Source organism: Pseudomonas sp. SG20056 (assembly GCF_031764535.1).
GTDB lineage: Bacteria > Pseudomonadota > Gammaproteobacteria > Pseudomonadales > Pseudomonadaceae > Aquipseudomonas.
Map to the genome: position 1 here is coordinate 1,336,462 of NZ_CP134499.1, position 25,065 is coordinate 1,361,526.

20 protein-coding genes are annotated in these 25,065 nt (G+C 60.1%); 12 read left to right on the forward strand and 8 right to left on the reverse strand.

Annotation, left to right across the window (positions count from 1 at the left end; genetic code table 11):
- Positions 1 to 856: 856 nt before the first annotated feature.
- The 3 genes from RHP75_RS06445 to RHP75_RS06455 all read right to left on the reverse strand — a co-directional run bounded on the left by RHP75_RS06445 (position 857) and on the right by RHP75_RS06455 (position 7,325).
- Entirely contained in the window at positions 857 to 2,659 is a 1,803-nt protein-coding gene (locus tag RHP75_RS06445; RefSeq protein WP_311090998.1) for a DUF262 domain-containing protein, read from the reverse strand.
- A 110-nt stretch (positions 2,660 to 2,769) separates the two neighbouring features.
- Entirely contained in the window at positions 2,770 to 4,020 is a 1,251-nt protein-coding gene (locus tag RHP75_RS06450) for a ribonucleotide-diphosphate reductase subunit beta (RefSeq protein ID WP_090382856.1), read from the reverse strand.
- Between the two features lie 398 nt (positions 4,021 to 4,418).
- The gene (locus tag RHP75_RS06455) at positions 4,419 to 7,325 is read right to left on the reverse strand and encodes a ribonucleoside-diphosphate reductase subunit alpha (protein WP_311090999.1); all 2,907 of its coding nucleotides are present in this window, start codon (positions 7,323 to 7,325) and stop codon (positions 4,419 to 4,421) included.
- Between the two features lie 715 nt (positions 7,326 to 8,040).
- Between RHP75_RS06455 and RHP75_RS06460 the strand changes: the two genes are divergently transcribed.
- Both RHP75_RS06460 and RHP75_RS06465 read left to right on the forward strand, forming a co-directional pair.
- The gene (locus RHP75_RS06460; RefSeq protein ID WP_311091000.1) at positions 8,041 to 8,763 is read left to right on the forward strand and encodes a response regulator; all 723 of its coding nucleotides are present in this window, start codon (positions 8,041 to 8,043) and stop codon (positions 8,761 to 8,763) included.
- A gap of 10 nt (positions 8,764 to 8,773) precedes the next feature.
- Complete coding sequence (locus RHP75_RS06465; protein ID WP_311091002.1) at positions 8,774 to 10,375, forward strand: ATP-binding protein; 1,602 nt, start codon at positions 8,774 to 8,776, stop codon at positions 10,373 to 10,375.
- Between the two features lie 26 nt (positions 10,376 to 10,401).
- Here the strand turns inward: RHP75_RS06465 and RHP75_RS06470 are convergent, their stop codons facing one another.
- From RHP75_RS06470 to minC, 5 genes are all read right to left on the reverse strand, one after another.
- Positions 10,402 to 10,977 (reverse strand): class I SAM-dependent methyltransferase, encoded by a 576-nt coding sequence (locus RHP75_RS06470; protein ID WP_311091003.1) that lies wholly within the window; start codon positions 10,975 to 10,977, stop codon positions 10,402 to 10,404.
- Positions 10,978 to 10,988: 11 nt separating this feature from the next.
- The gene (locus RHP75_RS06475; protein ID WP_311091004.1) at positions 10,989 to 11,624 is read right to left on the reverse strand and encodes an RluA family pseudouridine synthase; all 636 of its coding nucleotides are present in this window, start codon (positions 11,622 to 11,624) and stop codon (positions 10,989 to 10,991) included.
- Positions 11,625 to 11,680: 56 nt separating this feature from the next.
- Positions 11,681 to 11,935, reverse strand: coding sequence for a cell division topological specificity factor MinE (minE, locus tag RHP75_RS06480; RefSeq protein ID WP_025165363.1), 255 nt, complete (start codon positions 11,933 to 11,935; stop codon positions 11,681 to 11,683).
- On the reverse strand, positions 11,932 to 12,747 hold the full coding sequence (gene minD / locus RHP75_RS06485; protein WP_311091005.1) for a septum site-determining protein MinD: 816 nt from the start codon (positions 12,745 to 12,747) through the stop codon (positions 11,932 to 11,934). Before minD ends, minE begins: the two co-directional genes overlap by 4 nt.
- A 101-nt stretch (positions 12,748 to 12,848) precedes the next feature.
- Positions 12,849 to 13,574 (reverse strand): septum site-determining protein MinC, encoded by a 726-nt coding sequence (gene minC / locus RHP75_RS06490; protein WP_311091006.1) that lies wholly within the window; start codon positions 13,572 to 13,574, stop codon positions 12,849 to 12,851.
- Positions 13,575 to 13,732: 158 nt separating this feature from the next.
- Between minC and RHP75_RS06495 the strand changes: the two genes are divergently transcribed.
- The 10 genes from RHP75_RS06495 (at position 13,733) to ltaE (ending at position 25,029) form a co-directional block, all read left to right on the forward strand.
- The gene (locus RHP75_RS06495; RefSeq protein WP_311091007.1) at positions 13,733 to 14,659 is read left to right on the forward strand and encodes a lipid A biosynthesis lauroyl acyltransferase; all 927 of its coding nucleotides are present in this window, start codon (positions 13,733 to 13,735) and stop codon (positions 14,657 to 14,659) included.
- Between the two features lie 114 nt (positions 14,660 to 14,773).
- Positions 14,774 to 15,979 (forward strand): patatin-like phospholipase family protein, encoded by a 1,206-nt coding sequence (locus RHP75_RS06500; protein WP_311091009.1) that lies wholly within the window; start codon positions 14,774 to 14,776, stop codon positions 15,977 to 15,979.
- 267 nt (positions 15,980 to 16,246) lie between these two features.
- Positions 16,247 to 17,467 carry an aspartate aminotransferase family protein gene (locus RHP75_RS06505; protein WP_311091010.1) on the forward strand — a complete coding sequence of 407 codons (1,221 nt, stop codon included), beginning with the start codon at positions 16,247 to 16,249 and terminating at the stop codon, positions 17,465 to 17,467.
- A 173-nt stretch (positions 17,468 to 17,640) separates the two neighbouring features.
- Positions 17,641 to 18,657, forward strand: coding sequence for an arginine/ornithine succinyltransferase subunit alpha (gene aruF / locus RHP75_RS06510; protein WP_311091012.1), 1,017 nt, complete (start codon positions 17,641 to 17,643; stop codon positions 18,655 to 18,657).
- An 11-nt stretch (positions 18,658 to 18,668) separates the two neighbouring features.
- The gene (gene astA, locus RHP75_RS06515) at positions 18,669 to 19,685 is read left to right on the forward strand and encodes an arginine N-succinyltransferase (RefSeq protein WP_311091013.1); all 1,017 of its coding nucleotides are present in this window, start codon (positions 18,669 to 18,671) and stop codon (positions 19,683 to 19,685) included.
- A 74-nt stretch (positions 19,686 to 19,759) separates the two neighbouring features.
- Complete coding sequence (astD, locus tag RHP75_RS06520) at positions 19,760 to 21,223, forward strand: succinylglutamate-semialdehyde dehydrogenase (protein ID WP_311091015.1); 1,464 nt, start codon at positions 19,760 to 19,762, stop codon at positions 21,221 to 21,223.
- Positions 21,220 to 22,569, forward strand: coding sequence for an N-succinylarginine dihydrolase (gene astB, locus RHP75_RS06525; RefSeq protein ID WP_311091016.1), 1,350 nt, complete (start codon positions 21,220 to 21,222; stop codon positions 22,567 to 22,569). The genes astD and astB overlap by 4 nt, the downstream gene beginning before the upstream one ends.
- A gap of 16 nt (positions 22,570 to 22,585) precedes the next feature.
- On the forward strand, positions 22,586 to 22,870 hold the full coding sequence (locus tag RHP75_RS06530) for a topoisomerase II (RefSeq protein WP_311091017.1): 285 nt from the start codon (positions 22,586 to 22,588) through the stop codon (positions 22,868 to 22,870).
- 29 nt (positions 22,871 to 22,899) lie between these two features.
- The gene (gene astE, locus RHP75_RS06535; protein WP_311091018.1) at positions 22,900 to 23,910 is read left to right on the forward strand and encodes a succinylglutamate desuccinylase; all 1,011 of its coding nucleotides are present in this window, start codon (positions 22,900 to 22,902) and stop codon (positions 23,908 to 23,910) included.
- Positions 23,911 to 24,024: 114 nt separating this feature from the next.
- On the forward strand, positions 24,025 to 25,029 hold the full coding sequence (gene ltaE, locus RHP75_RS06540) for a low-specificity L-threonine aldolase (RefSeq protein WP_311091019.1): 1,005 nt from the start codon (positions 24,025 to 24,027) through the stop codon (positions 25,027 to 25,029).
- The last annotated feature ends 36 nt before the right edge of the window (positions 25,030 to 25,065 follow it).

Here is a 25,065-nt window from a genome sequence, read left to right on the forward strand (position 1 = left end):
CCCGTCAGGATGCCGAAACGCAGCGAAGCGGAGTAACAGCCGCAGGCTGGCCCGAAGGGCGAGCGAAGCGAGTCAAGTGACTCGCCGTAAGGGCGAAAAGGGTAAGTAAGGCTGCCGATAAAATGTTGTCTGTCCCTTATTACCTATAGGCCAGTTGCTTGCTGGTTTTGCGTACACACGACGCTTCGGTGTCGTTCTCTGCTACCGGTTCCGCCCTTACGGCGGCTCACTTTTGGCAGACGCCCCAAAAGTAAGCAAAAAGTCTTGCCCCTTGCATCCGGGTCTCGCTGCGCTCGACTTCCCTCGTTCCATCATTGCTCCAGGGGCCCGCCGCGAAGGGCCATCCCTGGCCCATCGCGGCTCTCGCGGCATCCATGCCGCTCAACCCCTTACGCAACGATTCCACTCGGCCTTCTGATGGGGCCTTGGCATCGTCTGTGTGATCGCGGATTGAAAAGCAAAAGCATGGTGGGTTTCGGCTACAAACCCGCAGGAGCGGCCCATGGCCGCGATGCTTCTGCTGTTGCTCTGCTTTTGCCTTTCGCTCTGCCGTCCGCAAATCGCTCAAACAACGCGGTCCCCGAATCCCGTCAGGAGGCCGAGCGGAGGTGCTGTGGAGAGGGGCGTTTGGCATGGATGCCAAACGAGGAACGATGGGCCAGGGATGGCCCACCGTGACGACCCTCGGAACAGTGCCGGAGCGAGGGAAGTTGAGCGCAGCGAAACCCGGATGTCGGGCGCGCTTTCTCTTTGGTTACTTTCTCTTTCGCGCGAGCAAAGAGAAAGTAACTCGCCGAAAGGGCGAAATCGGTAGAGAGTACGACATAGAAAATAAATCTGTCCCCTTTTCGTTTCTTCATAGTCCTGGGAATAAGTCAAACAGATCTAGCTGGGACTTTATTCCACTAGTAACTAACTCGCTTTTTAGTGGGGGGAGCTGGATTAGATCTGGCTGTACTGTTGTTGCACTTATTTTTTCCCTGAAAAGATTGCAAAAAGGGTGTGTTGGCCTCCCGTTTTTTGGGGTGCTATCTTTGCTTTTTGAGTAATGGTTTATATGGTCATATTGAATGTCTTGCTTTAAATCTACTATTCCTCCGCATATTTCGCATTTTATCGCGGATTTCAACATTTCTCTGATGTTTATCTCTGCTTTGTTTTTTGTTGTGAAGCTTCTGGATGTGCTGCTTTTAGTTGGTTTCTTTGTTTTTCCGAAGAGGATTTCTAATTTTTTATTTGCTTCGTATTCAGGGTTCTCAATTAATATTCTTGTAAGTTCCTGAAGGGTGCTAGATATTTTTCCAATAGACTTTAATCCGGCGCCACCTTTGTGTTGGATGTCGGAAAATTCATCCTTGTATTCTATTAGTGCTTCCTCGAAGCGCCCCCTTACTGTTGAATAAATTATTTTCCTGTTCTTTATGTCGGTGTCTGAGCCAGATAGCATCCAGTGGCAGAATCCATAAAAAAGCCCTCGAACATAATTTCCTTGTTTGTTGTACCAGTACACCAGTGGTGCGAGCGATATTGAGTTTGGTGAATTTCTTATGCTGCCGAGGTGTGACAATTTTTCTTCTATTTTTGACAGGGTTTTTTGTGCGTTTGTTATTACATCTTGTGCAGGGGAATTATGGTCGCTTGATAGGATGCTATTCAGGCTCTCTTTGTTTATTGTTGTATCATTTGATAGCAGCGGGAGTATTTCAATTAAGTGCTGATGTTTTCTGAAGTGCCCTGGAGATACCATGAATGGGACGTTTATTTCTAAAATCTTCGAGTCGAAAGGTGGGACGAATAGAAGATTATGAATGGCTTCGCAACGGGGGCTGAAATCTCTGATAGAGTCTTGAAGTTCAGTTGAAAGTTTATCTTGTGAAGAAGGTTCAGGCCAGTAATGGCCAGAGGCTCCTGAACTGGCAATGCTCATGATTAGTCTAGAGTAGCTACCATTTCTAAACTCAATTAGAGTCGACTCCAAATCATCTAAAGGAACACCTTGGCGATTGATGGCTAAGAAAGATTCTTCTGCAGCACGATAGTCCCCAGACTCCCATTGGGCGTGCAGGGTTCTGCTGGAAAATACAATGTCATTATAGAATTGGGCCATCTCGAACCGTTGGGGAGACATTTTTTGTCTGGGTGCTTCTCCCTCGGAATTTAATTTTCTAAGTTCTTTAGAGGCATCTTCGAAGTCAGAGAAAGCTCCAATTGTTCCTGATATTAGCTGTCTTGTATCTTGTGCTGCAGTAATGATTTCTTCGTAATTCTCATTTTTCTTGTAAAAGTCGTTAGCTTTGTCTCCCCAGTCGTCAAGCATCCATGCTCTAAGTACTGATAGTCTGTGAGCTCCGTCAAGAACATACACTAGTCCCGTATCATTGCTCTTCCAGAGAATTATTGATGGGATAATTCTCTGGCGAATAACGGAGCTTAGAAAATTAACGCAACCTTCAGACGTCCAGGCGCATGTGGCTCGCTGGAAGTCAGGCTTTGCCAAGTTGCTAAACCAACCATCCTTCTGCTGTATATCGCTGAAACGTATGCTGTTGTCCGGTTTGTGATTTTGATTCGGCTCGGTTTTAGCATCTTGGCTTGGAGCATAACGGATATTCTGTCGGGTTATGAGATGGTCTAGATGTACTTTTTGTTCTTTATTCATATTTCCCCACGTATTAATAAAAAGCCCCGCAATAGGCGGGGCTTTTATTTAGCGGCTCCCCAACATCCATGGCAGGTGTAGGGTCAATCTACGCTGATGTCAGCTGGCCATCAATCCCAGCTCAACGCCCCACCAGTCTGATACTCAATAACCCGCGTCTCGAAGAAGTTCTTCTCCTTCTTCAGGTCCATGATTTCCGACATCCATGGGAACGGGTTAGTGGTACCTGGGTACTCTTCCTTCAAGCCGATCTGGGTCAGACGACGGTTGGCGATAAATTTGAGGTAGTCCTCCATCATCGCGGCGTTCATGCCCAGTACGCCGCGCGGCATGGTGTCGCGTGCGTATTCGATTTCCAGTTGGGTGCCCTGCAGAATCATCTGCGTGGCTTCGTCTTTGAGCTGGGCATCCCACAGGTGCGGGTTTTCGATCTTGATCTGGTTGATCACGTCGATGCCGAAGTTCAAGTGCATGGACTCGTCACGCAGGATGTACTGGAACTGCTCGGCGACGCCGGTCATCTTGTTGCGGCGGCCCATGGAGAGGATCTGGGTAAAGCCGCAATAGAAGAAGATGCCTTCCAGTACGCAGTAGTAGGCGATCAGATTGCGCAGCAGTTCTTTGTCGGTCTCGACGGTGCCGGTGTTGAAGGTCGGATCGGAGATCGAGCGGGTGTACTTGAGGCCCCAGCTGGCTTTCTTCGCGACCGATGGAATCTCGTGGTACATGTTGAAGATCGCGCCTTCATCCATGCCCAGCGATTCAATGCAGTACTGGTAGGCGTGGGTGTGGATCGCCTCTTCGAAGGTTTGGCGCAGGATGTACTGGCGGCACTCCGGGTTGGTGATCAGGCGGTACACGGCCAGGGCCAGGTTGTTGGCAACCAGGCTGTCGGCGGTGGAGAAGAAGCCGAGGTTGCGCATGACGATGCGGCGCTCGTCGTCGGTCAGACCGTCCGGGGTTTTCCACAACGCGATGTCCGCGTTCATGTTCACTTCCTGCGGCATCCAGTGGTTGGCGCAACCATCCAGATACTTCTGCCAGGCCCAGTCGTACTTGAAGGGTACGAGCTGGTTGAGGTCGGCGCGGCAGTTGATCATGCGTTTTTCGTCAACGGCTACGCGCGCGGCGGTGCCTTCCAGCTCGGCCAGGCCTTCGGCGATGTCGAGTTGGTCGAGCGAGGCTTTGGCGCGGGCCACGGCGTCGCTGTCGTCAGCGGCTACGGCGCGGGCTTCAACGGCGGCAGCACCGCCCACCTGGTCGAGTTTGTCGATGCTCATGTCTGCCAGTTGGGCAGAGGCTTTATTGGCTACAACGGCGTCGGCGCCGTCTTCCTTGTCAAATTCATCCCAGCTCAGCATGGCTTGGCTCCTGCTTGCGGGCCGGTGAAATAACCGACCTGTGTGGATATACAGTCTTTATTGTGTTCCGTTGCGTACAGCGCGCAAGGGCAAAACGGGTACCGCTGGTCGGGGTGGCTCTAGTGACTGGCCGTTGCCCCGGAGCCCACGCCGGATAGGGCGGGGGTTGGTAATAAGTGGGAGAGCTTTTGCCCTCTCCCTAACCCTCTCCCGCAAGCGGGCGAGGGGACTGACCGTGTTGCTTCTGCTTTTTGCCCGGCGTTCGAGCGTGAAGCTGAGCGAGTAGTCGCTAGGCACCTGCTGGAGTGGAGCCCCTGAGCGTACGCATGTACGTGATGGGGGCCGCTCCGGCAGGTAACGCCGCGAATGCCGCTCAGATCCGCGCGCTGCCGAACACCTTACTGGCAGGCTTCGCAGTCTGGTTCATCAATGGCACAGGCTTTTGGTACTGGAGCTGGGCCTGCGCTCATTTCCACTTCCGGGGCCTTGGCCGGTGCTGCGCTCAGGCCATCGTTGCCACCACTGGATACGGCATTCAGCTTGCCGGTGTTGATGGTGGACTTCTCGGTGCTGGTCGCGGCCAGGGCACGGAGGTAGTAGGTGGTTTTCAGGCCACGGTACCAAGCCATGCGGTAGGTCACGTCGAGCTTCTTGCCCGATGCACCGGCGATGTACAGGTTCAGCGACTGCGCCTGGTCGATCCACTTCTGGCGACGGCTGGCGGCGTCCACGATCCACTTGGTGTCGACTTCAAACGCGGTGGCGTAGAGGTCTTTCAGCTCTTGTGGGATGCGCTCGATCTGCTGTACCGAACCGTCGTAGTACTTCAGGTCGTTGATCATCACCGAGTCCCACAGGCCGCGGGCTTTGAGGTCGCGCACCAGGTACGGGTTGATCACGGTGAATTCGCCGGACAGGTTCGATTTCACATAGAGGTTCTGGTAGGTCGGTTCGATCGACTGCGATACGCCGGTGATGTTGGCGATGGTGGCGGTCGGTGCGATGGCCATGATGTTGGAGTTACGAATGCCTTTCTGCACACGGGCACGGATCGGCGCCCAGTCCAGGGACTCGGTCAGGTCGACGTCGATGTACTTCTGGCCGCGCTGCTCGATGAGGATCTGCTGCGAGTCGAGCGGCAGGATGCCTTTGCTCCACAGCGAACCTTCGAAGGTGGAATAGGCGCCGCGCTCGTCGGCCAGGTCACAGGAGGCCTGGATGGCGTAGTAGCTGACCGCTTCCATCGACTTGTCGGCAAATTCCACGGCGGCGTCGGAGCCGTACGGGATGTGCTGCAGGTACAGCGCGTCCTGGAAGCCCATGATGCCCAGGCCAACCGGACGGTGCTTGAAGTTGGAGTTACGCGCCTGCGGTACCGAGTAGTAGTTGATGTCGATAACGTTATCGAGCATGCGCACGGCGACCTTGATGGTCTTTTCCAGCTTGGCGGTGTCCAGCTTGCCGTCGACGATGTGGTTCGGCAGGTTCACGGAACCCAGGTTGCACACGGCGATTTCGTCGGCGTTGGTGTTCAGGGTGATCTCGGTGCACAGGTTCGAGCTGTGCACCACGCCCACGTGCTGCTGCGGGCTGCGCAGGTTGCATGGGTCTTTGAAGGTCAGCCATGGATGGCCGGTTTCGAACAGCATGCTGAGCATCTTGCGCCACAGGTCTTTGGCCTGGATGGTCTTGAACAGCTTGATCTTGCCGCCGTACTGGGTCAGGGCTTCGTAGTACTCGTAGCGCTCTTCGAAGGCTTTGCCGGTCAGGTCGTGCAGATCTGGCACTTCGGACGGGCTGAACAGGGTCCACTGGCCGTCATCGAACACGCGCTTCATGAACAGGTCCGGGATCCAGTTGGCGGTGTTCATGTCGTGGGTGCGACGACGGTCGTCACCGGTGTTCTTGCGCAGCTCGATGAATTCTTCGATGTCCATGTGCCAGGTTTCCAGGTAGGCGCAGACCGCGCCTTTGCGCTTGCCGCCCTGGTTAACTGCAACTGCGGTGTCGTTGACCACTTTGAGGAACGGCACAACGCCTTGCGACTTGCCGTTGGTGCCCTTGATGTAGGCGCCCAGCGCACGTACTGGGGTCCAGTCGTTACCCAGACCGCCGGCAAACTTGGACAGCATGGCGTTGTCGTGGATGGCGTTGTAGATGCCCGACAGGTCATCTGGCACGGTGGTCAGGTAGCACGACGACAGCTGCGGACGCAGGGTGCCGGCGTTGAACAGGGTTGGCGTCGAGGCCATGTAGTCGAAGGACGACAACAGGTTGTAGAACTCGATGGCGCGGTCTTCTTTCTGCTTCTCTTCAATCGCCAGGCCCATGGCCACGCGCATGAAGAACACTTGCGGCAGTTCGAAGCGGATGCCGTCCTTATGGATGAAGTAGCGGTCGTAGAGGGTCTGCAGGCCCAGGTAGGTGAACTGCTGATCGCGCTCGTGGTTGATCGCTTTGCCGAGTTTTTCCAGGTCGAAGCTGGCCAGCACCGGGTTGAGCAGTTCGAACTCGATACCCTTGGCGATGTAAGCCGGCAGTGCCTTGGCGTACAGCTCGCTCATTTCGTGGTGGGTGGCGCTGCTGGCGACACCGAGGAAGCCCAGGCCTTCGGCGCGGATGTTGTCCATCAGCAGGCGGGCGGTGACGTAGCTGTAGTTCGGCTCACGCTCAACCAGGGTGCGCGCGGTCATCACCAGGGCGGTGCTGACGTCGCTTTGCGCTACGCCGTCGTAGAGGTTCTTCAGGGTTTCTTTCTGGATCAGCGCGCCGTCGACTTCGGCCAGGCCTTCGCAGGCTTCGGTAACGATGGTGTTGAGGCGGCCCATGTCCAGCGGCGCAACAGTGCCGTCGAGGTGGGTGACGCGAATGCTTGGGTGCGGCTCGGCAATCTCGGCGGCGCCGGTCTTGCGCGCCTGGCTGCGCGACTCACGGTAGATCACGTAGTCGCGGGCGACTTTCTGCTCGCCGGAACGCATCAGGGCCAGTTCGACCTGGTCCTGGATTTCTTCGATGTGGATGGTGCCGCCGGACGGCATGCGGCGCTTGAAGGTGGCGGTGACCTGCTCGGTCAGACGCGCGACGGTTTCATGGATACGCGACGAGGCGGCTGCAGTGCCACCTTCAACAGCGAGAAAGGCCTTGGTGATGGCAACGGTGATCTTGTCATCGGTGTAGGGCACCACGGTGCCGTTACGCTTGATAACACGCAGTTGACCCGGCGCGGTGGCGCTCAGGCTCTGGTTGTCATCGGTGGCCTGCGGCGCATTGGCCTGCGGGTTCTCGCGAGAGGTGTCGGTGTGCATGAAAGTCTCCATGTTCTGTATTTATTAGTTAGACGCTTTGCCGTCGATCACTGCCGGCTACTGCCTTCATTCCATTTCAACAATACCGTGGGCACAGCCAGAGGCTGGGTACACGGGGACTTGCAAATTGGGCAGGGAAGGTACGACTAAAGCGCCCTCCTGGCTCAAAAGTCACACGTCAAGGCGTTTTCGCGCCTCAACTACTACATCTAGTGGTGCAACCGCGTGTGCGGTTGGCGCTTTATTCTTTTTCAGGCGCGCCGAGCGCTGCGCTGAAGTGTGGCCTGCTGCGGTAGAGCAGGCGTACTGCAAAGGTTTTTCAGGCGACCGGTGACGGGCTGGGATCAGGCCGTGTGCGAGTCATTCTTCTTGTGTCCGGTTGCCAGGCTAAACCCAACATGTGGTGGGTGTCGCGCGATTGGCATACAAGATAATGCGCTATCTGGGGTATTGCAAGGCGAGAGAGCAAGAACAACCTGTGGATAACTTGTGGGTGAATTGTGGGTTAAACCGCGCTATTGGCGGCAAGGCCGCATGCTTGCTGGGGTGTACCGTTCGTCGGTGTTGATCAGGCTTTTTCCACGGTTTGCCCAGACGTGGCCTATCTCTCAGGTCGATACTACATCTAGTGTTTTTACAGAAATATGGCATGCGCTATGCAGTGCCTGGGGCATTGATACAATGCCGGCCGTTTTCATGTTGTCAGGAGTCCGTTGTGGAGCAGCAGTCGTGGCACATTCTTATTGTCGAAGACGACCAGCGCCTGGCCGAGTTGACCCGTGAGTACCTGCAGGGCAATGGCCTGAATGTGTCCATCGAGATGGACGGTGCGCAGGCCGCTGCGCGCATTCTGCAAGAACAGCCCGATCTGGTGATTCTCGACCTGATGCTGCCCGGCGAAGACGGTCTGTCGATCTGCCGCAAGGTGCGCGGGCAGTACGACGGGCCGATTCTGATGCTCACTGCGCGTACTGACGATATGGACCAGGTGCTGGGCCTGGAAATGGGCGCGGACGACTATGTATGCAAGCCAGTGCGCCCGCGCGTGTTGCTGGCGCGCATCCGCGCGCTGCTGCGCCGCCACGAAGGCAGTGAGGCGCAGACTCCTGGTGAGCGCCGGCGTCTGCAGTTCGGCCCGCTGGTGATCGACAGCGCCATGCGTGAAGCCTGGCTGGGTGAGCAGGGCATCGAGCTGACCAGTGCTGAATTCGACCTGCTGTGGCTGCTGACCTCCAACGCCGGGCGGATTCTCTCTCGCGAGGAAATCTTCAACGCCCTGCGCGGTATCGAATACGACGGCCAGGACCGTTCCATCGACGTGCGCATTTCGCGCATCCGCCCGAAAATCGGCGACGACCCGATGCACCCCCGGCTAATCAAGACCGTGCGCAGTAAGGGCTATCTGTTTGTGGCCGAAGCGGCTGAAGCGCTGACATGAATTCACAGCCATGAATTCGATCTTCCTGCGCATCTATGGCGGCATGCTCGCGGTGCTGGTGCTGGTGGCGCTGCTCGGCGTCGGCGCGCTGCAGTTGCTTAACGAAGTGCGGGTTGATCAATACCGTGAGCGCCTGGCCCAGGGCACTTTTCGCCTGATGGCCGATAACCTCTCACCAATGGTGGATATTGAACGGCGCCGCGCCGTTACGGTGTGGGGGCGTTTGCTCGGCATTCCGCTGCGCATCGAGGCGCTGGAAAGTGCTGGGCTGGACAGCGGCGCGCGCAATAGCCTGCGGCGTGGCCAGGTGCTGGTGCAGCAGACCGGCCCGCACGCCGCGCGCGTCTTCAGCCAGCTGGACGGGAAGCCGCTGCTGCTGATTGCCGATGTGCAGCAGGTCAGTGAGCAGCTGGCCCGCGCCACCAGCTTTTTGCTGATCGACGAACTGGTGCGCTATCCCTGGGATGAACAGCCGCGCCGGCTGGCTGCGCTGAAAAAGGACAAACAGTTCGGTTTCGACTTGCGTCTGGTGCGCCTCGACCAGGCTGACCTCGACCCTGATCAGCGCCGCCGCGTGGACGAGGGCGATACAGTGATGGCCCTGGGTCGCGGCGGCGACAGCATTCATGTGTTCTCCGGCATTGTCGACACGCCCTGGGTGCTGGAAATCGGCCCGCTGTATCAGATGAACCCGTATCCGGCGCAGTGGCTGGTGCTGATCGGCGCGCTTGGCCTGAGTCTGATCGGCTTGATGGTCTATCTGCTGGTGCGGCCACTGGAGCAGCGCCTGAGCGACCTTGAAGAGGCAGCAACGCGCATCGCCAGCGGTCGGCTGGATGCTCGTGTGCCGACCCGTGGCAGCGATTCGGTGGGGCGCTTGGCAGCAGCCTTCAACGCCATGGCCGAGCACTTGCAGCGCTCGCTGAGTATTCAGCGTGAGATGGTCCGCGCGGTGTCCCATGAGCTGCGCACGCCGGTGGCGCGGCTGCGCTTTGGTCTGGAAATGATCGGCGACGCGGAAACCGATGCAGCGCGGCGTAAATATATGGAGGGCATGGACAGCGATATTCAGGATCTCGACAAGCTGGTCGACGAGATGCTCACCTACGCACGCCTGGAGCAGGGCGCGCCGGCGCTGAACTTCCAGCCGGTCGATTTGAACGAACTGATTGATCAGGTGATCACCGAACTGGCCCCGCTGCGCGCTAGCGTGCGGGTAGAGCACGGTCCGTCACGCGATGCCCTGGATGGCGGCGGTGCCTGTGTTGAAGCAGAACTGCGCTACCTGCATCGTGCTCTGCAGAATTTGGTAAGCAACGCCATGCGCCATGCCGAATCACGGGTGCGGGTGAGCTATCAGGTGGGTCAGCAGCGTTGCCGGCTGGATGTCGAAGATGACGGTCCGGGCGTGCCGGAAGAGGCCTGGGAGCGGATATTTACACCATTCCTGCGCCTGGACGACAGCCGCACCCGCGCCTCGGGTGGGCATGGTCTGGGCCTATCCATTGTGCGTCGCATCACCTACTGGCACGGCGGCCGCGCGCAGATCAGCCGCAGCGAAGCGCTGGGCGGTGCCTGTTTTAGTCTGATCTGGCCGCGCAAGCAGGGTTAGCCGTCAGCGCGCTGTTGGGCGATGGGTCAGCGGCGGGCGACTACCGAAAACAGATGCCAGTGCTTGTTGCGGCCGACTGCGGTTTTTCCGCTTCGGTCGATTTCTTCCAGCTCAATGATTTCCCAGTCGTGCAGCAGGTTTTGCACGTGTGCGCGGCTATGGATGGTCAGTTCTGGGCTGTTGGCCCAGTCATCGCGTTCGCCAAAGAAATGCCCGGCAAACAAACCGCCGCCGAGAAGTGCATCGCTGATGCGTTGCCAGAGCTGCGCGAAGGCCTCGGGTGGGCAGAACGGTAGGGCGAAGCTGCTGTTGATCAGGCTGGCAGTGGGGAGCTTGAAGTGTTCAAACGCGGCGCAATGGGCTTCCAGCGCTTCCCGGTGCTCGGTCGGTACTTGCCCATGCAGGCATTCGAGTGCCTGGGGTTCATTATCAATCGCCACAACCTGCCAGCCACGGCGCAGTAGTTCGAGGGTGTCGCGCCCTGCACCGCAGCCAAGATCCAGCGCTAGGCCGGGAGGCTGTTGCCAGCAGTCGAGGGCGCGCAGCAAGGTGGGTTGGGCAGGGGCTCCTTGGGTGGCGGCGTAGAAGCGGTTCTTGTCCACGCGATCTGTCCTTAGAACGGCGCCGGGCACTCGAAGCGCATGCGTTCGCCCGTTTGTGGGTGGGTCAGGCTGAGCATGCTGGCGTGCAGGCACAGGCGCGGGTAAGCGGCCAAGGCTTGTTCGTGGGCATACAGGCCGTCGCCAAGCAGCGGATGTCCGATGGACAGCATGTGCACGCGCAGCTGGTGCGAACGACCGGTGATCGGCGTCAGCTCGACGCGGCAATGCTCGGCGTGACGTTCCAGCACTTTCCAGTAGGTCAGGGCATGTTTGCCTTGCTCATGATCGACCACGTGGCGCGGCTTGGTCGGCGGGTCGTAGCGCAGTGGCAGGTCGATGCTGCCGCTGTCCAGCGCGGGTTGGCCCCAGCACAGGGCGGTGTAGGCTTTCTCGGTTTCGCGGTCGTGAAACTGCCGCGACAGCTCGCGGTGGCTGTCGGCGTCGCGGGCCAGGACGATAATCCCTGAGGTTTCCCAGTCCAGGCGATGGACGATGCGCGCTTCCGGGTAACCGTTTTCCTGCAGGCGGGTGACCAGGCAATCGCGGTTGTCCTCGGCGCGGCCGGGCACCGAGAGCAGCAGGGTGGGCTTGTTGATCACCAGCAGGGCGACGTCCTGGTGGAGAATTTCGACATTCGACAGCGGCATGGGTTTTCCACAAATAGAAACGGCGGCCTGGGCCGCCGTTGCATGCTCTCAACCAATTAACGGTCGGGGAGCGTGATGTTGAGTTCCAGAATGGAACAGCTGCCCTGGTTTTCCAGTGCAACCTGTACTTGATCCGAGTCGATATTCACGTACTTGCGGATCACCTCGACCAACTCTTGCTGCAGGGCCGGCAGGTAGTCCGGCTGGCTGCGCTGGCCGCGCTCGTGGGCGACGATGATTTGCAGACGCTCTTTCGCAATGGACGCGGTAGTTTCTTTCTTGCGCTCACGAAAGAAGTCAAAAATGTTCATTCACGACCTCCAAACAGGCGTTGCATGAATCCCTTCTTCTGCACATCGAGGAATCGGTGTGCCACTTCCTTGCCCAGCAGGCGGTCAACCGCGTCGCTGTAAGCCTGGCCTGCATCGCTCTGGTCGTCGAGGATCACCGGCACGCCCTGGTTCGAGGCCTTGAGTACGGCTTGCGACTCGGGGATTACGCCGAGCAGGCGGATGGCGAGGATTTCTTCGACGTCTTCCACGCCGAGCATTTCGCCTTTGACCACACGCTCAGGGTTGTAGCGGGTCAGCAGCAGGTGTTCCTTGATCGGCTCTTCGCCTTTCTCGGCGCGTCGCGATTTGCTCGCCAGCAGGCCGAGCATGCGGTCGGAGTCACGTACCGAGGAGACTTCCGGGTTGGTCACGACAATCGCTTCATCGGCGAAGTACATGGCCAGGTGCGCGCCTTTTTCGATACCGGCTGGCGAGTCGCAGACCACGTATTCGAAGCTTTCGCGCAGTTCGTTGATGATTTTCTCGACGCCTTCCTGAGTCAGCGCGTCTTTGTCACGGGTCTGGCTGGCAGCCAGCACGTAGAGGTTTTCCAGGCGCTTGTCTTTGATCAGGGCCTGGGTGAGGGTCGCTTCGCCGTTGACCACGTTGACGAAGTCGTACACCACGCGGCGCTCGCAGCCCATGATCAGGTCAAGGTTACGCAGGCCGACGTCGAAGTCGACGATGACTGTCTTGTGCCCGCGCAGGGCGAGGCCGGTACCGATGGCAGCGCTGGTGGTGGTTTTACCGACGCCACCTTTGCCGGACGTAACAACGAGGATCTTGGCCAAGGTGATTCACCCCAAAATGTAGAAAAAACGCAGGTTTCCGTGGCCTATCTCAGGCTTCCGGGTGCCCTGTCTGTGTCCTTGAAAAGTGGCGGCAGTATCCGTTAAAGGCGGGTGATGTTCAACACGTCACCCGACAGGCTGACATGCACCGCTTCGCCCCAGAGTGGGTCGCGGCGCAAGTCTTCGGCCACCTTGTACTGGCCGGCGATGGAGAGCAGTTCTGCGCCCATCTGCTGGCAGAAAATCCGCGCCTTGAGATTGCCCTTGATGCCGGCCAGTGCTCGGCCGCGCATCGGGGCGTACACATGGATGTTGCCATCGGCGAGAAGTTCCGCGCCGGCGCTGACCGGGGCCAGGACGATCAGGTCGCCGCCCTGGGCATATACCTGTTGGCCGCCGCGTACTGGGCTGGTGATGATTTTGCTCGGCTTGAACTCCGGCTCGGCGGGCTTTTCCGGTTTTGCCGGCGCCAGGTCGATCAAGCGTTCACGCGCGCCGGAGGGCGGCAGCACAGGCAGGTCCAGCGCTTCGGCGGCGGCGATATCGGCCTCACGGTTGGCGCGGATTGCCAGGGTGCGCAGGCCGTGCTTGCGGCAGACAGCCATCAGCTCGGTCAGATCAAGTACGCCTTCGCCCTCGGGCAGCTTGTCCAGGGCCAGCACCAGCGGGGTGTTGCTGAAGAAGGCCGGGGCCTGGGCGACTTTTTCGCTGAGCTGCTGGTCGAGGCGGGCGAGGTCGTTGTGCGCCAGCTCCATCACGGTGATGGCCAGCATGCTGCCTTTAAGCTGGAATACGGGGTCTTGCTCGAGGAGATCAGCTTGGCTCATGGTCTGCCTGATACGGCCCTTATTTAGGAACTGGGGGAAAAGTAAGCCGGACTTATAGCGAGAACGCCGCGCGCTCGCAAGTTGCGCGCCGCGAAACCAGGCGCCGGACAAACTCCTGATAGAATGCCGCGCTTTATTGCGTGCCTTGGACCTGCTTTATGGATCGCCCAGTATTTCGCGCTTATTTCCTGCATCCACGTTTCTGGCTGTTGTGGCTGGGCTTGGGCCTGCTGTGGCTGATCGCCCAGCTGCCTTACAAGGTGCTGCTGTGGCTGGGGCGCTGCCTGGGCAGCGTGATGTATCGCCTGGCCAGTTCGCGGCGCAAGATCGCCGCGCGCAACCTGGAACTGTGCTTTCCGCAAATGCCCGCCGCCGAGCGCGAAGCGCTATTAAAGGAAAACTTCGCCTCTACCGGCATCACCTTCTTTGAGATGGCCATCGCTTGGTGGTGGCCCGCCGAGCGCCTGCGTCGCCTGGGCACTATTGAGGGCTTGGAGCATCTGCGCCAAGCCGAAGCCGACGGTCAGGGTGTGATCCTGATGGCGCTGCATTTCACCACCCTGGAAATGGGCGGCGGTCTGCTCGGCATGGCGCAGAACATGTACGGCATGTACCGCCCGCACAAGAACCCACTGTTTGATTATGTGCAGCGTCGCGGTCGTGAGCAGCGTTTGCTTGGGGTGATTGGCCGTGATGACGTGCGCGGCATGCTCAAGCTGCTGCGGGCGGGTGGGGTGGTCTGGTATGCGCCGGATCAGGATTACGGCGCCCAGCGCAGTGTGTTTGTGCCGCTGTTCGGTGTGCCGGCGGCCACCGTCACCGCCACCAGCAAGTTCGCTCGTATGGGCCGCGCTCAGGTGATTCCCTTTACTCAGCAGCGTTTGCCCGATGGCCAGGGCTATCGCCTGGTGATTCATCCGCCGCTGGCGGACTTCCCCACCGACAGCGAAGAGGCCGACTGCCTGCGCGTCAATCAGTGGATTGAGCAGGCAATCAGCCAATGCCCTGAGCAATACCTGTGGGCGCACCGGCGCTTCAAGACGCGCCCCGAAGGCGAGCCGAAGCTCTATAAGAAGAAACGTTAGGGCCGCCATCCAATTGGCGGGTTGTTGTGCTGAAGTGAGGTTTCTTGGCGCTGAGTTGTTCCGTGTGCGCCTGACTGGCTCCTATACTGGCTGAAAAATAATAGGAAACAGCCTATGCCGCTCACTGCTTCAACCAATCAGCCGGTCACCGGGCTGATCCTTTCCGGCGGTGGCGCACGGGCGGCCTATCAGGTTGGCGTGTTGTCGGCGATTGCCGACTTGTTGCCCAACGCCGCGCACAATCCCTTTCCGGTGATCGTCGGTACTTCGGCCGGTGCCATCAATGCGGTGGGGTTGGCCTGCGGCGCGTTGCACTTCACCGAAGCCGTGCGCCGGCTGACCAGCGTTTGGCAGGGCTTTCATACTCATCAGGTGTACCGCAGTGATTGGCCAGGCGTGTTGCGCCAGGCCAGTCGTTTTATCGGCCACAGCTTGCTCGGGTTGGGTGGTCAGGTGCCGGTGGCGCTGCTCGACAGCTCGCCACTGGCCGAATTGCTCGGTCGCGAGCTGGACTTCAGCGGGATTGCCGCCGCCGTGCGCCATCGTCAGCTGCGCGCCGTGGCGGTGACGGCCTTCGGTTACGAAACCGGCCAGGCGGTGACCTTCTATCAAGGCCGCGCCACTATCGATCCCTGGTTCCGCCATCGGCGGGTCGGTGTGCCAACCCGCTTGGCGCTTGAGCATTTACTGGCCAGTGCCTCGATCCCGCTGATTTTTCCGCCGGTAAAAATCAACCGCGAATACTTCGGTGACGGTGCGGTGCGCCAGTCCGCGCCGATCAGTCCGGCCTTGCACCTGGGGGCGACGCGGGTGTTGGTGGTTGGCGTTAGCGGCAATCCGGCTGCCGGGCCGCAGGCTCAGCTGCCGGTGGTGCGCCCGCAGCAAAGCCGGCCGCCGAGCCTGGCGCAGATCAGTGGGCATATGCTCAACAGCACCTTTATTGACAGCCTGGAAAGCGATATTGAGCTGCTTGAGCGGCTTAACCAGATGGGCCGGTTAATTCCTGCCGAAAATCACCCGCGTGGTCTGGGGCTCAAGCCCGTGGATGTGCTGGTAATTTCCCCCAGCCAGCCACTGGACCTGATTGCCGCGCGCCATCGCCATGAACTGCCCAAGGCGTTGCGCCTGTTTCTGCGTGGCCCAGGGGCGACCAAGGCCAGCGGCGCCGGGGTGCTGAGTTACCTGCTGTTTGAACCGGGTTACTGCAATGAGCTGATTGAGCTGGGTTATCAGGACGCCATGGCGCAGAAAGCCCGTTTGATCGAGTTTCTCTGTCTGGACAGTCCGCCGGTACCGGCGGTGATTCCGGTAACCGCCTAGGCAGGCCATCACCTCTTGTTTGATCCCGGCCGCCTGCGCTGCCAAATTCCTGTTCCGCGTGGCCGAGAAAACCGCGCCAAGCCCGTTGGCTGCATTTAAACTGCGCCTTCCCGATGCTTTCTGTCGCATTTGCGAAAGCAGCGGATTTCCTCGGGTTGGCGCTATAAGAAGTTGTCGCATGGCGGCAATGCCGGCCCCGGATCAGTCCCTACAATCCTTCACATCGCCTGCTATTGAATGCAGGTGTTCCTCGTCAGGAGAGCTCAGATGTCCGTTCAGCACGACCCGGTGCAACGCGCCGATTTCGACCAGGTGATGGTGCCCAACTATGCACCCGCTGCCTTTATTCCAGTACGTGGCGCCGGTTCGCGCGTATGGGATCAAAGCGGTCGCGAGCTGATCGACTTTGCCGGCGGCATTGCCGTCAACGTGCTGGGTCATGCTCATCCGGCGCTGGTCAAGGCGCTCACCGAGCAGGCCGGCAACCTCTGGCACGTATCCAACGTGTTCACCAACGAGCCGGCCCTGCGCCTGGCCAAGAAGCTGATCGACGCGACCTTCGCGGAGCGCGTGTTCTTCTGTAATTCCGGCGCCGAAGCCAACGAAGCCGCGTTCAAACTGGCCCGTCGCGTGGCGTTCGATAAGTTCGGCGAAGACAAGTGCGAAATCATCGCAGCGACAAACAGCTTCCACGGTCGCACTCTGTTTACCGTCAGCGTCGGCGGTCAGCCGAAGTATTCCGATGGCTTCGGCCCGAAGATTCAGGGCATCAGCCACATTCCTTACAACGATATCGAGGCGCTGAAAGCGGCGGTATCCGACAAGACTTGCGCCGTGGTGCTGGAGCCGATTCAGGGTGAGGGCGGCGTGCTGCCGGCTGACCTGGCTTACCTGCAAGCGGCCCGCGAGCTGTGCGACCAGCACAACGCGCTGCTGGTGTTTGACGAAGTGCAGAGCGGTATGGGCCGCAGTGGTTCGTTGTTCGCCTATCAGCATTACGGCGTGACTCCGGACATCCTTTCCAGTGCCAAGAGTCTGGGCGGTGGTTTCCCGATTGGCGCGATGCTCACCACCAGCGAATTGGCCAAGCACCTGGCTGTCGGCACCCACGGCACCACCTACGGCGGCAATCCGCTGGCCTGTGCGGTCGGTGAGGCGGTGATCGACACCATCAACACGCCTGAGGTACTCGACGGGGTGAAGGCCAAGCACCTGCGCTTCAAAACCAAGCTGGAGCAGATCGGCCAGCAATACGGCGTGTTCAGCGAAGTCCGCGGCCTCGGTCTGCTGATCGGTGCGGTGCTGTCCGATGCCTGGAAGGGCAAGGCCAAGGCGATTCTCGACGCCGCTGCGGTGGAAGGCGTGATGGTGCTGCAGGCCAGCCCGGACGTGGTGCGTTTCGCCCCGAGCCTGGTGGTGGAAGACGCTGATATCGATGAAGGTCTGGCGCGTTTCGAGCGTGCTGTGGCCAAGCTGACCCAAGCCTGATTGCCGGCCTGGCCTGCCGTTATACGGCGGATCAGGCTGCGCCTGCTCGACCCATGGATGGGTTGAGCTAACAGCAAGGAAGCCTGTCTCTGTGTGTGCCGCAGCTGTGCTGCGGTTTTCTCTGAGCCGTCCGCGTTGGGCAGCTTGGAGCTTTTATCAAAAGGAGTGGCACCATGCTGGTGATGCGCCCCGCGCAAATGGCCGACCTCACTGAAGTGCAGCGTCTCGCCGCGGACAGCCCGGTTGGTGTGACTTCACTGCCGGATGACGCTGATCGTCTGCGCGAAAAGATTGCCGCCTCGGAAGCCTCGTTCTCCGCCGAAGTCAGCTTCAACGGTGAAGAAAGCTACTTCTTTGTGCTGGAAGACAGCGAGAGCGGTCGCCTGGTCGGCTGCTCCGGCATCGTCGCTTCGGCCGGCTACTCCGAACCGTTTTACAGCTTCCGTAACGAAACCTTTGTGCACAACTCCCGCGAGCTGAAGATCCATAACAAGATCCATGTGCTCTCGCTGTGCCACGACCTCACCGGCAACAGCCTGCTGACCAGCTTCTACGTCGAGCGGCCGTTGGTGAACACCGCTTGGTCGGAGCTCAATTCCCGTGGTCGCTTGCTGTTTCTCGCCAACCACCCGGAGCGCTTTGCCGATGCGGTGGTGGTGGAGATTGTCGGCTACAGCGATGAAGGCGGTGATTCGCCGTTCTGGGATGCCGTGGGGCGCAACTTCTTCGACATGAACTACACCGAGGCTGAGCGCCTGTGTGGGTTGAAGAGCCGCACCTTCCTCGCCGAGTTGATGCCACATTACCCGATCTACGTGCCGCTGCTGCCGGATGAGGCGCAGGAAGCCATGGGCCAGGTGCATCCACGGGCGCAGATCAGCTTCGACATTCTGATGCGCGAAGGCTTTGAAACTGACCACTACATCGATATTTTCGACGGCGGCCCGACCCTGCACGCTCGCACCTCGGGCATTCGCTCGATTGCCCAGAGCCGTGTGGTGCCGGTGCGTATCGGTGAGCCTGGCAAAGGCGGGCGGCCGTATCTGGTCAGCAACGGTCAGCTGCAGGATTTCCGCGCGATTGTCGCGGAGCTGGATTGGGTGCCGGGTAAGCCGGTCACCCTGAGTGTTGCGGCCGCCGAGGCCCTGGGCGTCGGCGAAGGCGTCAGCGTACGCCTGGTTGCGGTTTAAGGAGTTAGCGCATGATCGTTCGTCCCGTCCGCAGCACCGATCTGCCGGCCCTGTTCCAGCTGGCGCGCAGCACCGGCGCAGGCCTGACTACCTTGCCGGCCAACGAGGAGCGCCTGGCGCACCGCGTGGGCTGGGCCGAGAAAACCTTCCGTGGTGAAGCCGCGCGTGCCGATGCCGACTACCTGTTCGTGCTTGAAGACGACAGCGGTGAGGTGGTCGGTATTTCGGCGGTTGCCGGTGCCGTTGGCCTGCGCGAGCCCTGGTACAACTACCGGGTCGGCTTGACCGTCAGCGCCTCACAGGAGCTGAACATCCACCGGCAGATCCCCACGCTGTTCCTGGCCAACGACCTGACCGGCAACTCCGAGTTGTGCTCGCTGTTTCTGCGCAGCGACCAGCGCAGCGGCCTGAATGGCCGGTTGTTGTCGAAGGCGCGCTTTCTGTTTATTGCCGAGTTCCGCGAGCTGTTCGGCGACAAGGTGATTGCCGAGATGCGCGGCATGTCCGACGAGAGCGGCCGTTCACCGTTCTGGGAAAGCCTGGGGCGGCACTTCTTCAAGATGGAGTTCTGCCAGGCTGACTACCTCACCGGCGTGGGCAACAAGGCCTTTATCGCCGAGTTGATGCCCAAGTTTCCGCTCTATACCTGCTTCCTCTCTGAGGACGCGCGCAACATCATCGGCCGCGTGCACCCGGACACCGAGCCGGCGCTGGCCATGCTCAAGGGCGAGGGATTCAGCTATCAGGGCTATGTCGACATCTTCGACGCCGGCCCGGCCATCGAGGCCGAAACCGCGAAAATTCGCGCCGTGCAGGACAGTCAGGTATTGGTGCTGGCCATCGGCACTCCGGGTGATGACGCGCCGCAGTTTCTGATCCACAACCGCAAGCGCGAAGACTGTCGGATTACCGCCGCGCCGGCACGTCTGGCCGCCGGCACCCTGGTGGTCGATGCGCAAACCGCCAAGCGTCTGCGGCTGTCGGCGGGTGATCAGGTGCGCGCGGTCGCGGTTTCCGCCCGCGGCTAAGCCGAGCGCCGTTGTTCCTATTTGCTGATCCGGCGCAAGCCGGGTCGATACCTTGCTGGGAGTGATAAAACAAAATGAGCACTCATTACATTGCCGGTGCCTGGCACGCAGGCCAGGGTGAAGCCCTGGAATCGCTCAATCCGGTCAGCCAGGAAGCCATCTGGCAAGGTCAAGCGGCCAGTGCGGTCCAGGTTGACGCCGCTGTGCAGGCCGCGCGTGCTGCATTCCCAGCCTGGGCCTCGCGCTCGCTGGATGAACGGATCGCCGTGCTCGAGCAGTTTGCCGCCACCCTGAAAGGCCATGCCGACGCCTTGGGCCACTGCATCGGTGAAGAAACTGGCAAGCCGCTGTGGGAAACCGCCACCGAAGTCACCAGCATGGTCAACAAGGTTGCCATCTCGATCCAGAGCTACCGCGAGCGTACCGGTGAGAAGAGCGGCCCGCTGGCCGACGCCACCGCCGTGCTGCGGCACAAGCCGCATGGCGTGGTCGCGGTGTTTGGCCCGTACAACTTCCCCGGTCACCTGCCTAACGGCCATATCGTGCCGGCGCTGCTGGCGGGTAACTGTGTGGTGTTCAAGCCCAGCGAGCTGACTCCGAAAGTCGCCGAGCTGACGGTCAAGTGCTGGATCGAAGCTGGCCTGCCGGCGGGCGTGCTCAATCTGGTGCAAGGTGCGCGCGATACCGGTGTGGCGTTGGCTGCGCATGATGGCATCGACGGCTTGTTCTTCACCGGCTCCAGCCGCACCGGAAACCTGTTGCATAACCAGTTTGCCGGTCGTCCGGACAAGATCCTCGCCCTGGAAATGGGCGGCAATAACCCGCTGGTGGTCGATCAGGTCGCTGATCTCAACGCAGCCGTGTACACCATCATTCAGTCAGCCTTTATCTCCGCTGGTCAGCGCTGCACCTGTGCGCGCCGCTTGCTGGTGCCGCAAGGCGCTTGGGGCGATAGCCTGCTGGAGCGTTTGGTTGAAGTTGCTGCAAGTATCAAGGTCGGCAGTTTCGACGCCCAGCCAGCGCCCTTTATGGGCTCGGTGATTTCCCTGGCCGCCGCGCAGCACCTGATCAAGGCGCAGCAGCACCTGCTGAACCAGGGCGCCAAGCCGCTGCTGGAAATGACCCAGCCGCTGGCCGGTGCCGCCTTGCTCACGCCGGGCATCATCGATGTGACTGAGGTCGCCAATCGTCCGGATGAAGAGTTTTTCGGCCCGCTGCTACAGGTGATTCGCTACGTCGATTTCGAGTCCGCCATCGCCGAGGCCAACAACACCCAGTACGGCCTTGCTGCTGGCCTGCTGTCCGATTCCAAGGCGCGCTACGAGCAGTTCTGGCTGCAAAGCCGCGCCGGTATCGTCAACTGGAACAAACAGCTGACCGGTGCCGCCAGCACCGCGCCATTCGGCGGTGTGGGCGCCTCTGGCAACCACCGCGCCAGCGCTTATTACGCGGCCGATTATTGCGCCTATCCGGTGGCCTCGCTGGAATCCGACAGCCTGAGCCTGCCTGCCACCCTGACACCCGGAGTAAGCCTGTGAGCAATGCATTCGAAGTAAATTTTGATGGCTTGGTCGGGCCGACTCACAACTATGGCGGCCTGTCCTACGGCAACGTTGCCTCGCAGAGCAACAGTCAGGCCGCGTCCAACCCGAAAGAAGCCGCCAAGCAAGGCCTGGCCAAGATGAAGGCCCTGATGGAAATGGGCTTCAAGCAGGGCGTACTGGCCCCGCAGGAGCGCCCGAATGTCGCCGTGCTGCGCAGCCTGGGTTTTACCGGGACTGACGCGCAGGTGATCCAGAAGGCCGCGAAAGACGCCATGCCGCTGCTGGTTGCCAGCTGTTCGGCCTCGAGCATGTGGACAGCCAACGCCTGTACCGTCAGCCCGAGTGCGGATACGGCGGACGGTCGCGTGCATTTCACCGCCGCCAACCTCAACTGCAAATTCCACCGCTCGATCGAACACCCGACCACCAGCCGCGTGCTTGGCGCCATGTTCGCCAATGAGCAGCACTTCGCTCACCACGCCGCGTTGCCGGCGGTCGGTCAGTTCGGTGATGAAGGCGCGGCCAACCACACGCGCTTCTGCAAAGGCTACGGCGATGCCGGCGTGGAGTTCTTCGTATTCGGCCGCAGCGCCTTCGACAGCCGCTTCCCCGCGCCGCAGCGCTACCCGGCGCGGCAGACCCTGGAAGCTTCGCAGGCGGTTGCCCGCCTGCATGGCCTGAGCGATGAGGGCGTGGTTTACGCCCAGCAGACGCCAGCGGTGATCGATCAGGGTGTGTTCCACAACGACGTGATCGCCGTGGGCAATGGCGAGGTGCTGTTCTATCACCAGGACGCCTTCCTCGACACCGACAAGGTGCTGGCCGAGCTGAGTGACAAGCTCGCCCGTCGTGGTGGCAACTTCCAGGCCGTGTGCGTACCGCGTGATGCGGTGACGGTGGAGGATGCGGTCAAGTCCTACCTGTTCAACAGCCAGCTGTTAACTCGCGCGGATGGCGGCATGCTGCTGATCGTGCCGGAAGAGTGCCGCAACAACGGCAATGTCTGGCGTTACCTGGAGCAGCTGACCGGCGGTAACGGGCCGATTCGCGAGGTCAAGGTCTTCGACCTCAAGCAAAGCATGCAGAACGGCGGTGGCCCGGCGTGCCTGCGCTTGCGCGTGGCGCTCAAGGAGCACGAGCTGGCAGCGGTCAATCAGGGCGTGATCATGACCCCGGCCCTGCACGACAGCCTCAACGTTTGGGTCGACAAGCACTACCGTGATCGCCTGAGCGAAAACGATCTGGCTGACCCACAATTGCTGAACGAATGCCGTGCGGCCTTGGACGAACTGACGCAGATCCTTAAACTGGGCGCGGTTTATCCATTCCAATTAGCTTGATTGAGTACCTATTACCATGTCCGACGCCCTGCAACTGATCCTCGAAGACACTGACGGCACCCAGCTGGAAACCTCCTGCACACGTTTTGCCGTGATCTGGCAGGGCCAGGAAATCTGGTTCCAGCAGGTGGGTAACAACCAGCTGATGATCGGTGTAGACGTGGAGGAGGGCGCTGCCGAGTACGCCAACCTGCTGCTGCGCCCGCTGGCTACCAATCTGGTCAGCTTGGAGCTGGAAATGGAAGCCGCTGGCCTGGACGAAGACGATGGTCACGTACACGGCCCTGACTGCAACCACTAAGAGCTCTTTGACGCTCTGAGGAAACGCCTATGCTCGCCCTCGGCAAACTGCTTGAACTGACCCTGGCCGGCCACGAACCGGCAGCGAAGATTCAGCTGACTCCCGAGGGCACGCGTTTGCGTTGGCTGGCCGAAGGCGCGTTGGAAATAACGCCGCCGGTGGCCAGTGACAATGGCCTGGACCTGCTGTTGTCTGCCGGCATTCATGGCAACGAAACCGCGCCTATCGAATTGCTCGACCGCCTGTTGCAGGGCATTGCCCGCAATCAGTTGAAGCCCCGCGCCCGCATTCTCTTTCTGTTCGGTAACCCCGCCGCCATGCGCAGCGGCGAGCGTTATATCGAGCAGGACATCAACCGCCTGTTCAATGGCCGCCACGATCAGCACACCGGTGCCGAAGCGTTGCGTGCCTGCGATCTGGAACATCTGGCTGCCACCTTTTTCAGCAAGCCGGATCGCACCCGCCTGCATTACGACCTGCATACCGCGATTCGCGCGTCGAAGATCGAGCAATTTGCTCTTTATCCGTTTCAGGAAGGCCGCCCGCGCAGCCAGCGTGAACTGGCGCGCTTGAGCGCAGCCGGGATCGAAGCGGTGCTGCTGCACAACAAAAGCTCGATCACCTTCAGCGCCTACACATACACCCAGCTTGGGGCGGAAGCCTTCACCCTGGAATTGGGTAAGGCGCGACCGTTCGGGCAGAACGAGTTGGTTAACCTCGACCTGCTTGAACAGCATCTGCAGGCCCTGATCGAAGGCCGCGAGCCCGAAGGCGCCACTGATGATCTGGGCGAGCTCAAGCTATTTGCCGTAGCGCGTGAAGTAATCAAACACAGCGACGCCTTCAAGCTGCACTTGCCGGCCGATATCGAGAACTTTAGCGAACTGCCGATTGGCTACCTGCTGGCCGAGGATCTTGCGGATACTCGCTGGGTGGTGGATGAACCGGGCGCGCGGATTATCTTCCCTAATCCCAAGGTCAAGAACGGCCTGCGCGCCGGTATCCTCATAGTCCCCGCCGAAGACGTGCAGCTGGCCTGAATTAACTTGGCTGGCTCGTAATCTGTCCTGGGTTTTCTCGCCCGATCTGTACCTTGTTTGCCCGGTGGGCGCGCTTTAGCATCGGGCTTTAGCCCCATCTAAGGACTGCCCGCCATGCCCGTTATTGACCTGCGCAGCGACACCGTTACCCAGCCGACTCTAGGTATGCGCGAGGCCATGCAAACCGCCGAGTTGGGCGATGACGTGTATGGCGAAGACCCTACGGTTAATCGTCTGGAGCAGTTTCTGGCTGCCGAGTTAGGTTTCGAGGCTGCGTTGTTCGTGCCCACCGGCACTATGAGCAATCTGCTCGGGCTGATGGCCCATTGCGCGCGCGGCGACGAATATATCGTCGGCCAGCAGGCGCACACCTATAAATACGAAGGTGGCGGCGCGGCCGTGCTTGGCTCGATCCAGCCGCAGCCGATTGAGGGCGAAGCCGATGGCTCGCTGGACTTGGCCAAGGTCGAGGCGGCCATCAAGCAGGATGACTTTCACTTCGCCCGCACCCGCCTGCTGGCGCTGGAAAACACCATGCAGGGCAAGGTACTGCCGCAGGCGTATCTGCAAGCGGCACGCGAGCTGGCCACGCGGCGTGGCCTGGCCCTGCATCTGGACGGCGCGCGGTTGTATAACGCGGCGGTCAAACTGGGCGTGCCGGCGCGGGAGATTACTCAGTACTTCGATTCGGTCTCGGTGTGCCTGTCCAAGGGCCTCGGCGCACCTATTGGTTCGGTGTTATGCGGCTCAGCCGAGCTGATCGGCAGGGCGCGGCGTTTGCGCAAGATGGTCGGTGGCGGTATGCGTCAGGCGGGCATGCTCGCCGCGGCCGGTTTGTATGCCTTGCAGCATCAGGTGGAACGTCTGGCCGAGGATCATGCCAATGCCGAGCGCCTGGCCGCGAGCTTGCGTGAGTTGGGTTATACGGTGGAGCCGGTGCAGACCAATATGGTCTACGCCCAGGTTGGCGAGCAGGCCGGCGCGCTGAAGACCTTCTGCGCCGAGCGCGGGATCAAGCTCACCGCTGCGCCACGGATGCGCATGGTCACTCATCTGGATATTGCCGCTGCGGATGTCGATCAGGTGGTGGCGACCTTCGCTGAATTCCGCCGGAATTGATTGTATTGAGGCGATGAATAGTCGCCCTCTATCAAT

Coding starts and splice junctions, on each gene's coding strand:
- RHP75_RS06445 (WP_311090998.1), bottom strand. CDS start 2,659: ATGAATAAAGAACAAAAAGTACATCTAGACCATCTCATAACCCGACAG.
- RHP75_RS06450 (WP_090382856.1), bottom strand. CDS start 4,020: ATGCTGAGCTGGGATGAATTTGACAAGGAAGACGGCGCCGACGCCGTT.
- RHP75_RS06455 (WP_311090999.1), bottom strand. CDS start 7,325: ATGCACACCGACACCTCTCGCGAGAACCCGCAGGCCAATGCGCCGCAG.
- RHP75_RS06465 (WP_311091002.1), top strand. CDS start 8,774: ATGAATTCGATCTTCCTGCGCATCTATGGCGGCATGCTCGCGGTGCTG.
- RHP75_RS06475 (WP_311091004.1), bottom strand. CDS start 11,624: ATGCCGCTGTCGAATGTCGAAATTCTCCACCAGGACGTCGCCCTGCTG.
- minE (WP_025165363.1), bottom strand. CDS start 11,935: ATGAACATTTTTGACTTCTTTCGTGAGCGCAAGAAAGAAACTACCGCG.
- minC (WP_311091006.1), bottom strand. CDS start 13,574: ATGAGCCAAGCTGATCTCCTCGAGCAAGACCCCGTATTCCAGCTTAAA.
- RHP75_RS06495 (WP_311091007.1), top strand. CDS start 13,733: ATGGATCGCCCAGTATTTCGCGCTTATTTCCTGCATCCACGTTTCTGG.
- RHP75_RS06500 (WP_311091009.1), top strand. CDS start 14,774: ATGCCGCTCACTGCTTCAACCAATCAGCCGGTCACCGGGCTGATCCTT.
- RHP75_RS06505 (WP_311091010.1), top strand. CDS start 16,247: ATGTCCGTTCAGCACGACCCGGTGCAACGCGCCGATTTCGACCAGGTG.
- aruF (WP_311091012.1), top strand. CDS start 17,641: ATGCTGGTGATGCGCCCCGCGCAAATGGCCGACCTCACTGAAGTGCAG.
- astA (WP_311091013.1), top strand. CDS start 18,669: ATGATCGTTCGTCCCGTCCGCAGCACCGATCTGCCGGCCCTGTTCCAG.
- astD (WP_311091015.1), top strand. CDS start 19,760: ATGAGCACTCATTACATTGCCGGTGCCTGGCACGCAGGCCAGGGTGAA.
- RHP75_RS06530 (WP_311091017.1), top strand. CDS start 22,586: ATGTCCGACGCCCTGCAACTGATCCTCGAAGACACTGACGGCACCCAG.
- astE (WP_311091018.1), top strand. CDS start 22,900: ATGCTCGCCCTCGGCAAACTGCTTGAACTGACCCTGGCCGGCCACGAA.
- ltaE (WP_311091019.1), top strand. CDS start 24,025: ATGCCCGTTATTGACCTGCGCAGCGACACCGTTACCCAGCCGACTCTA.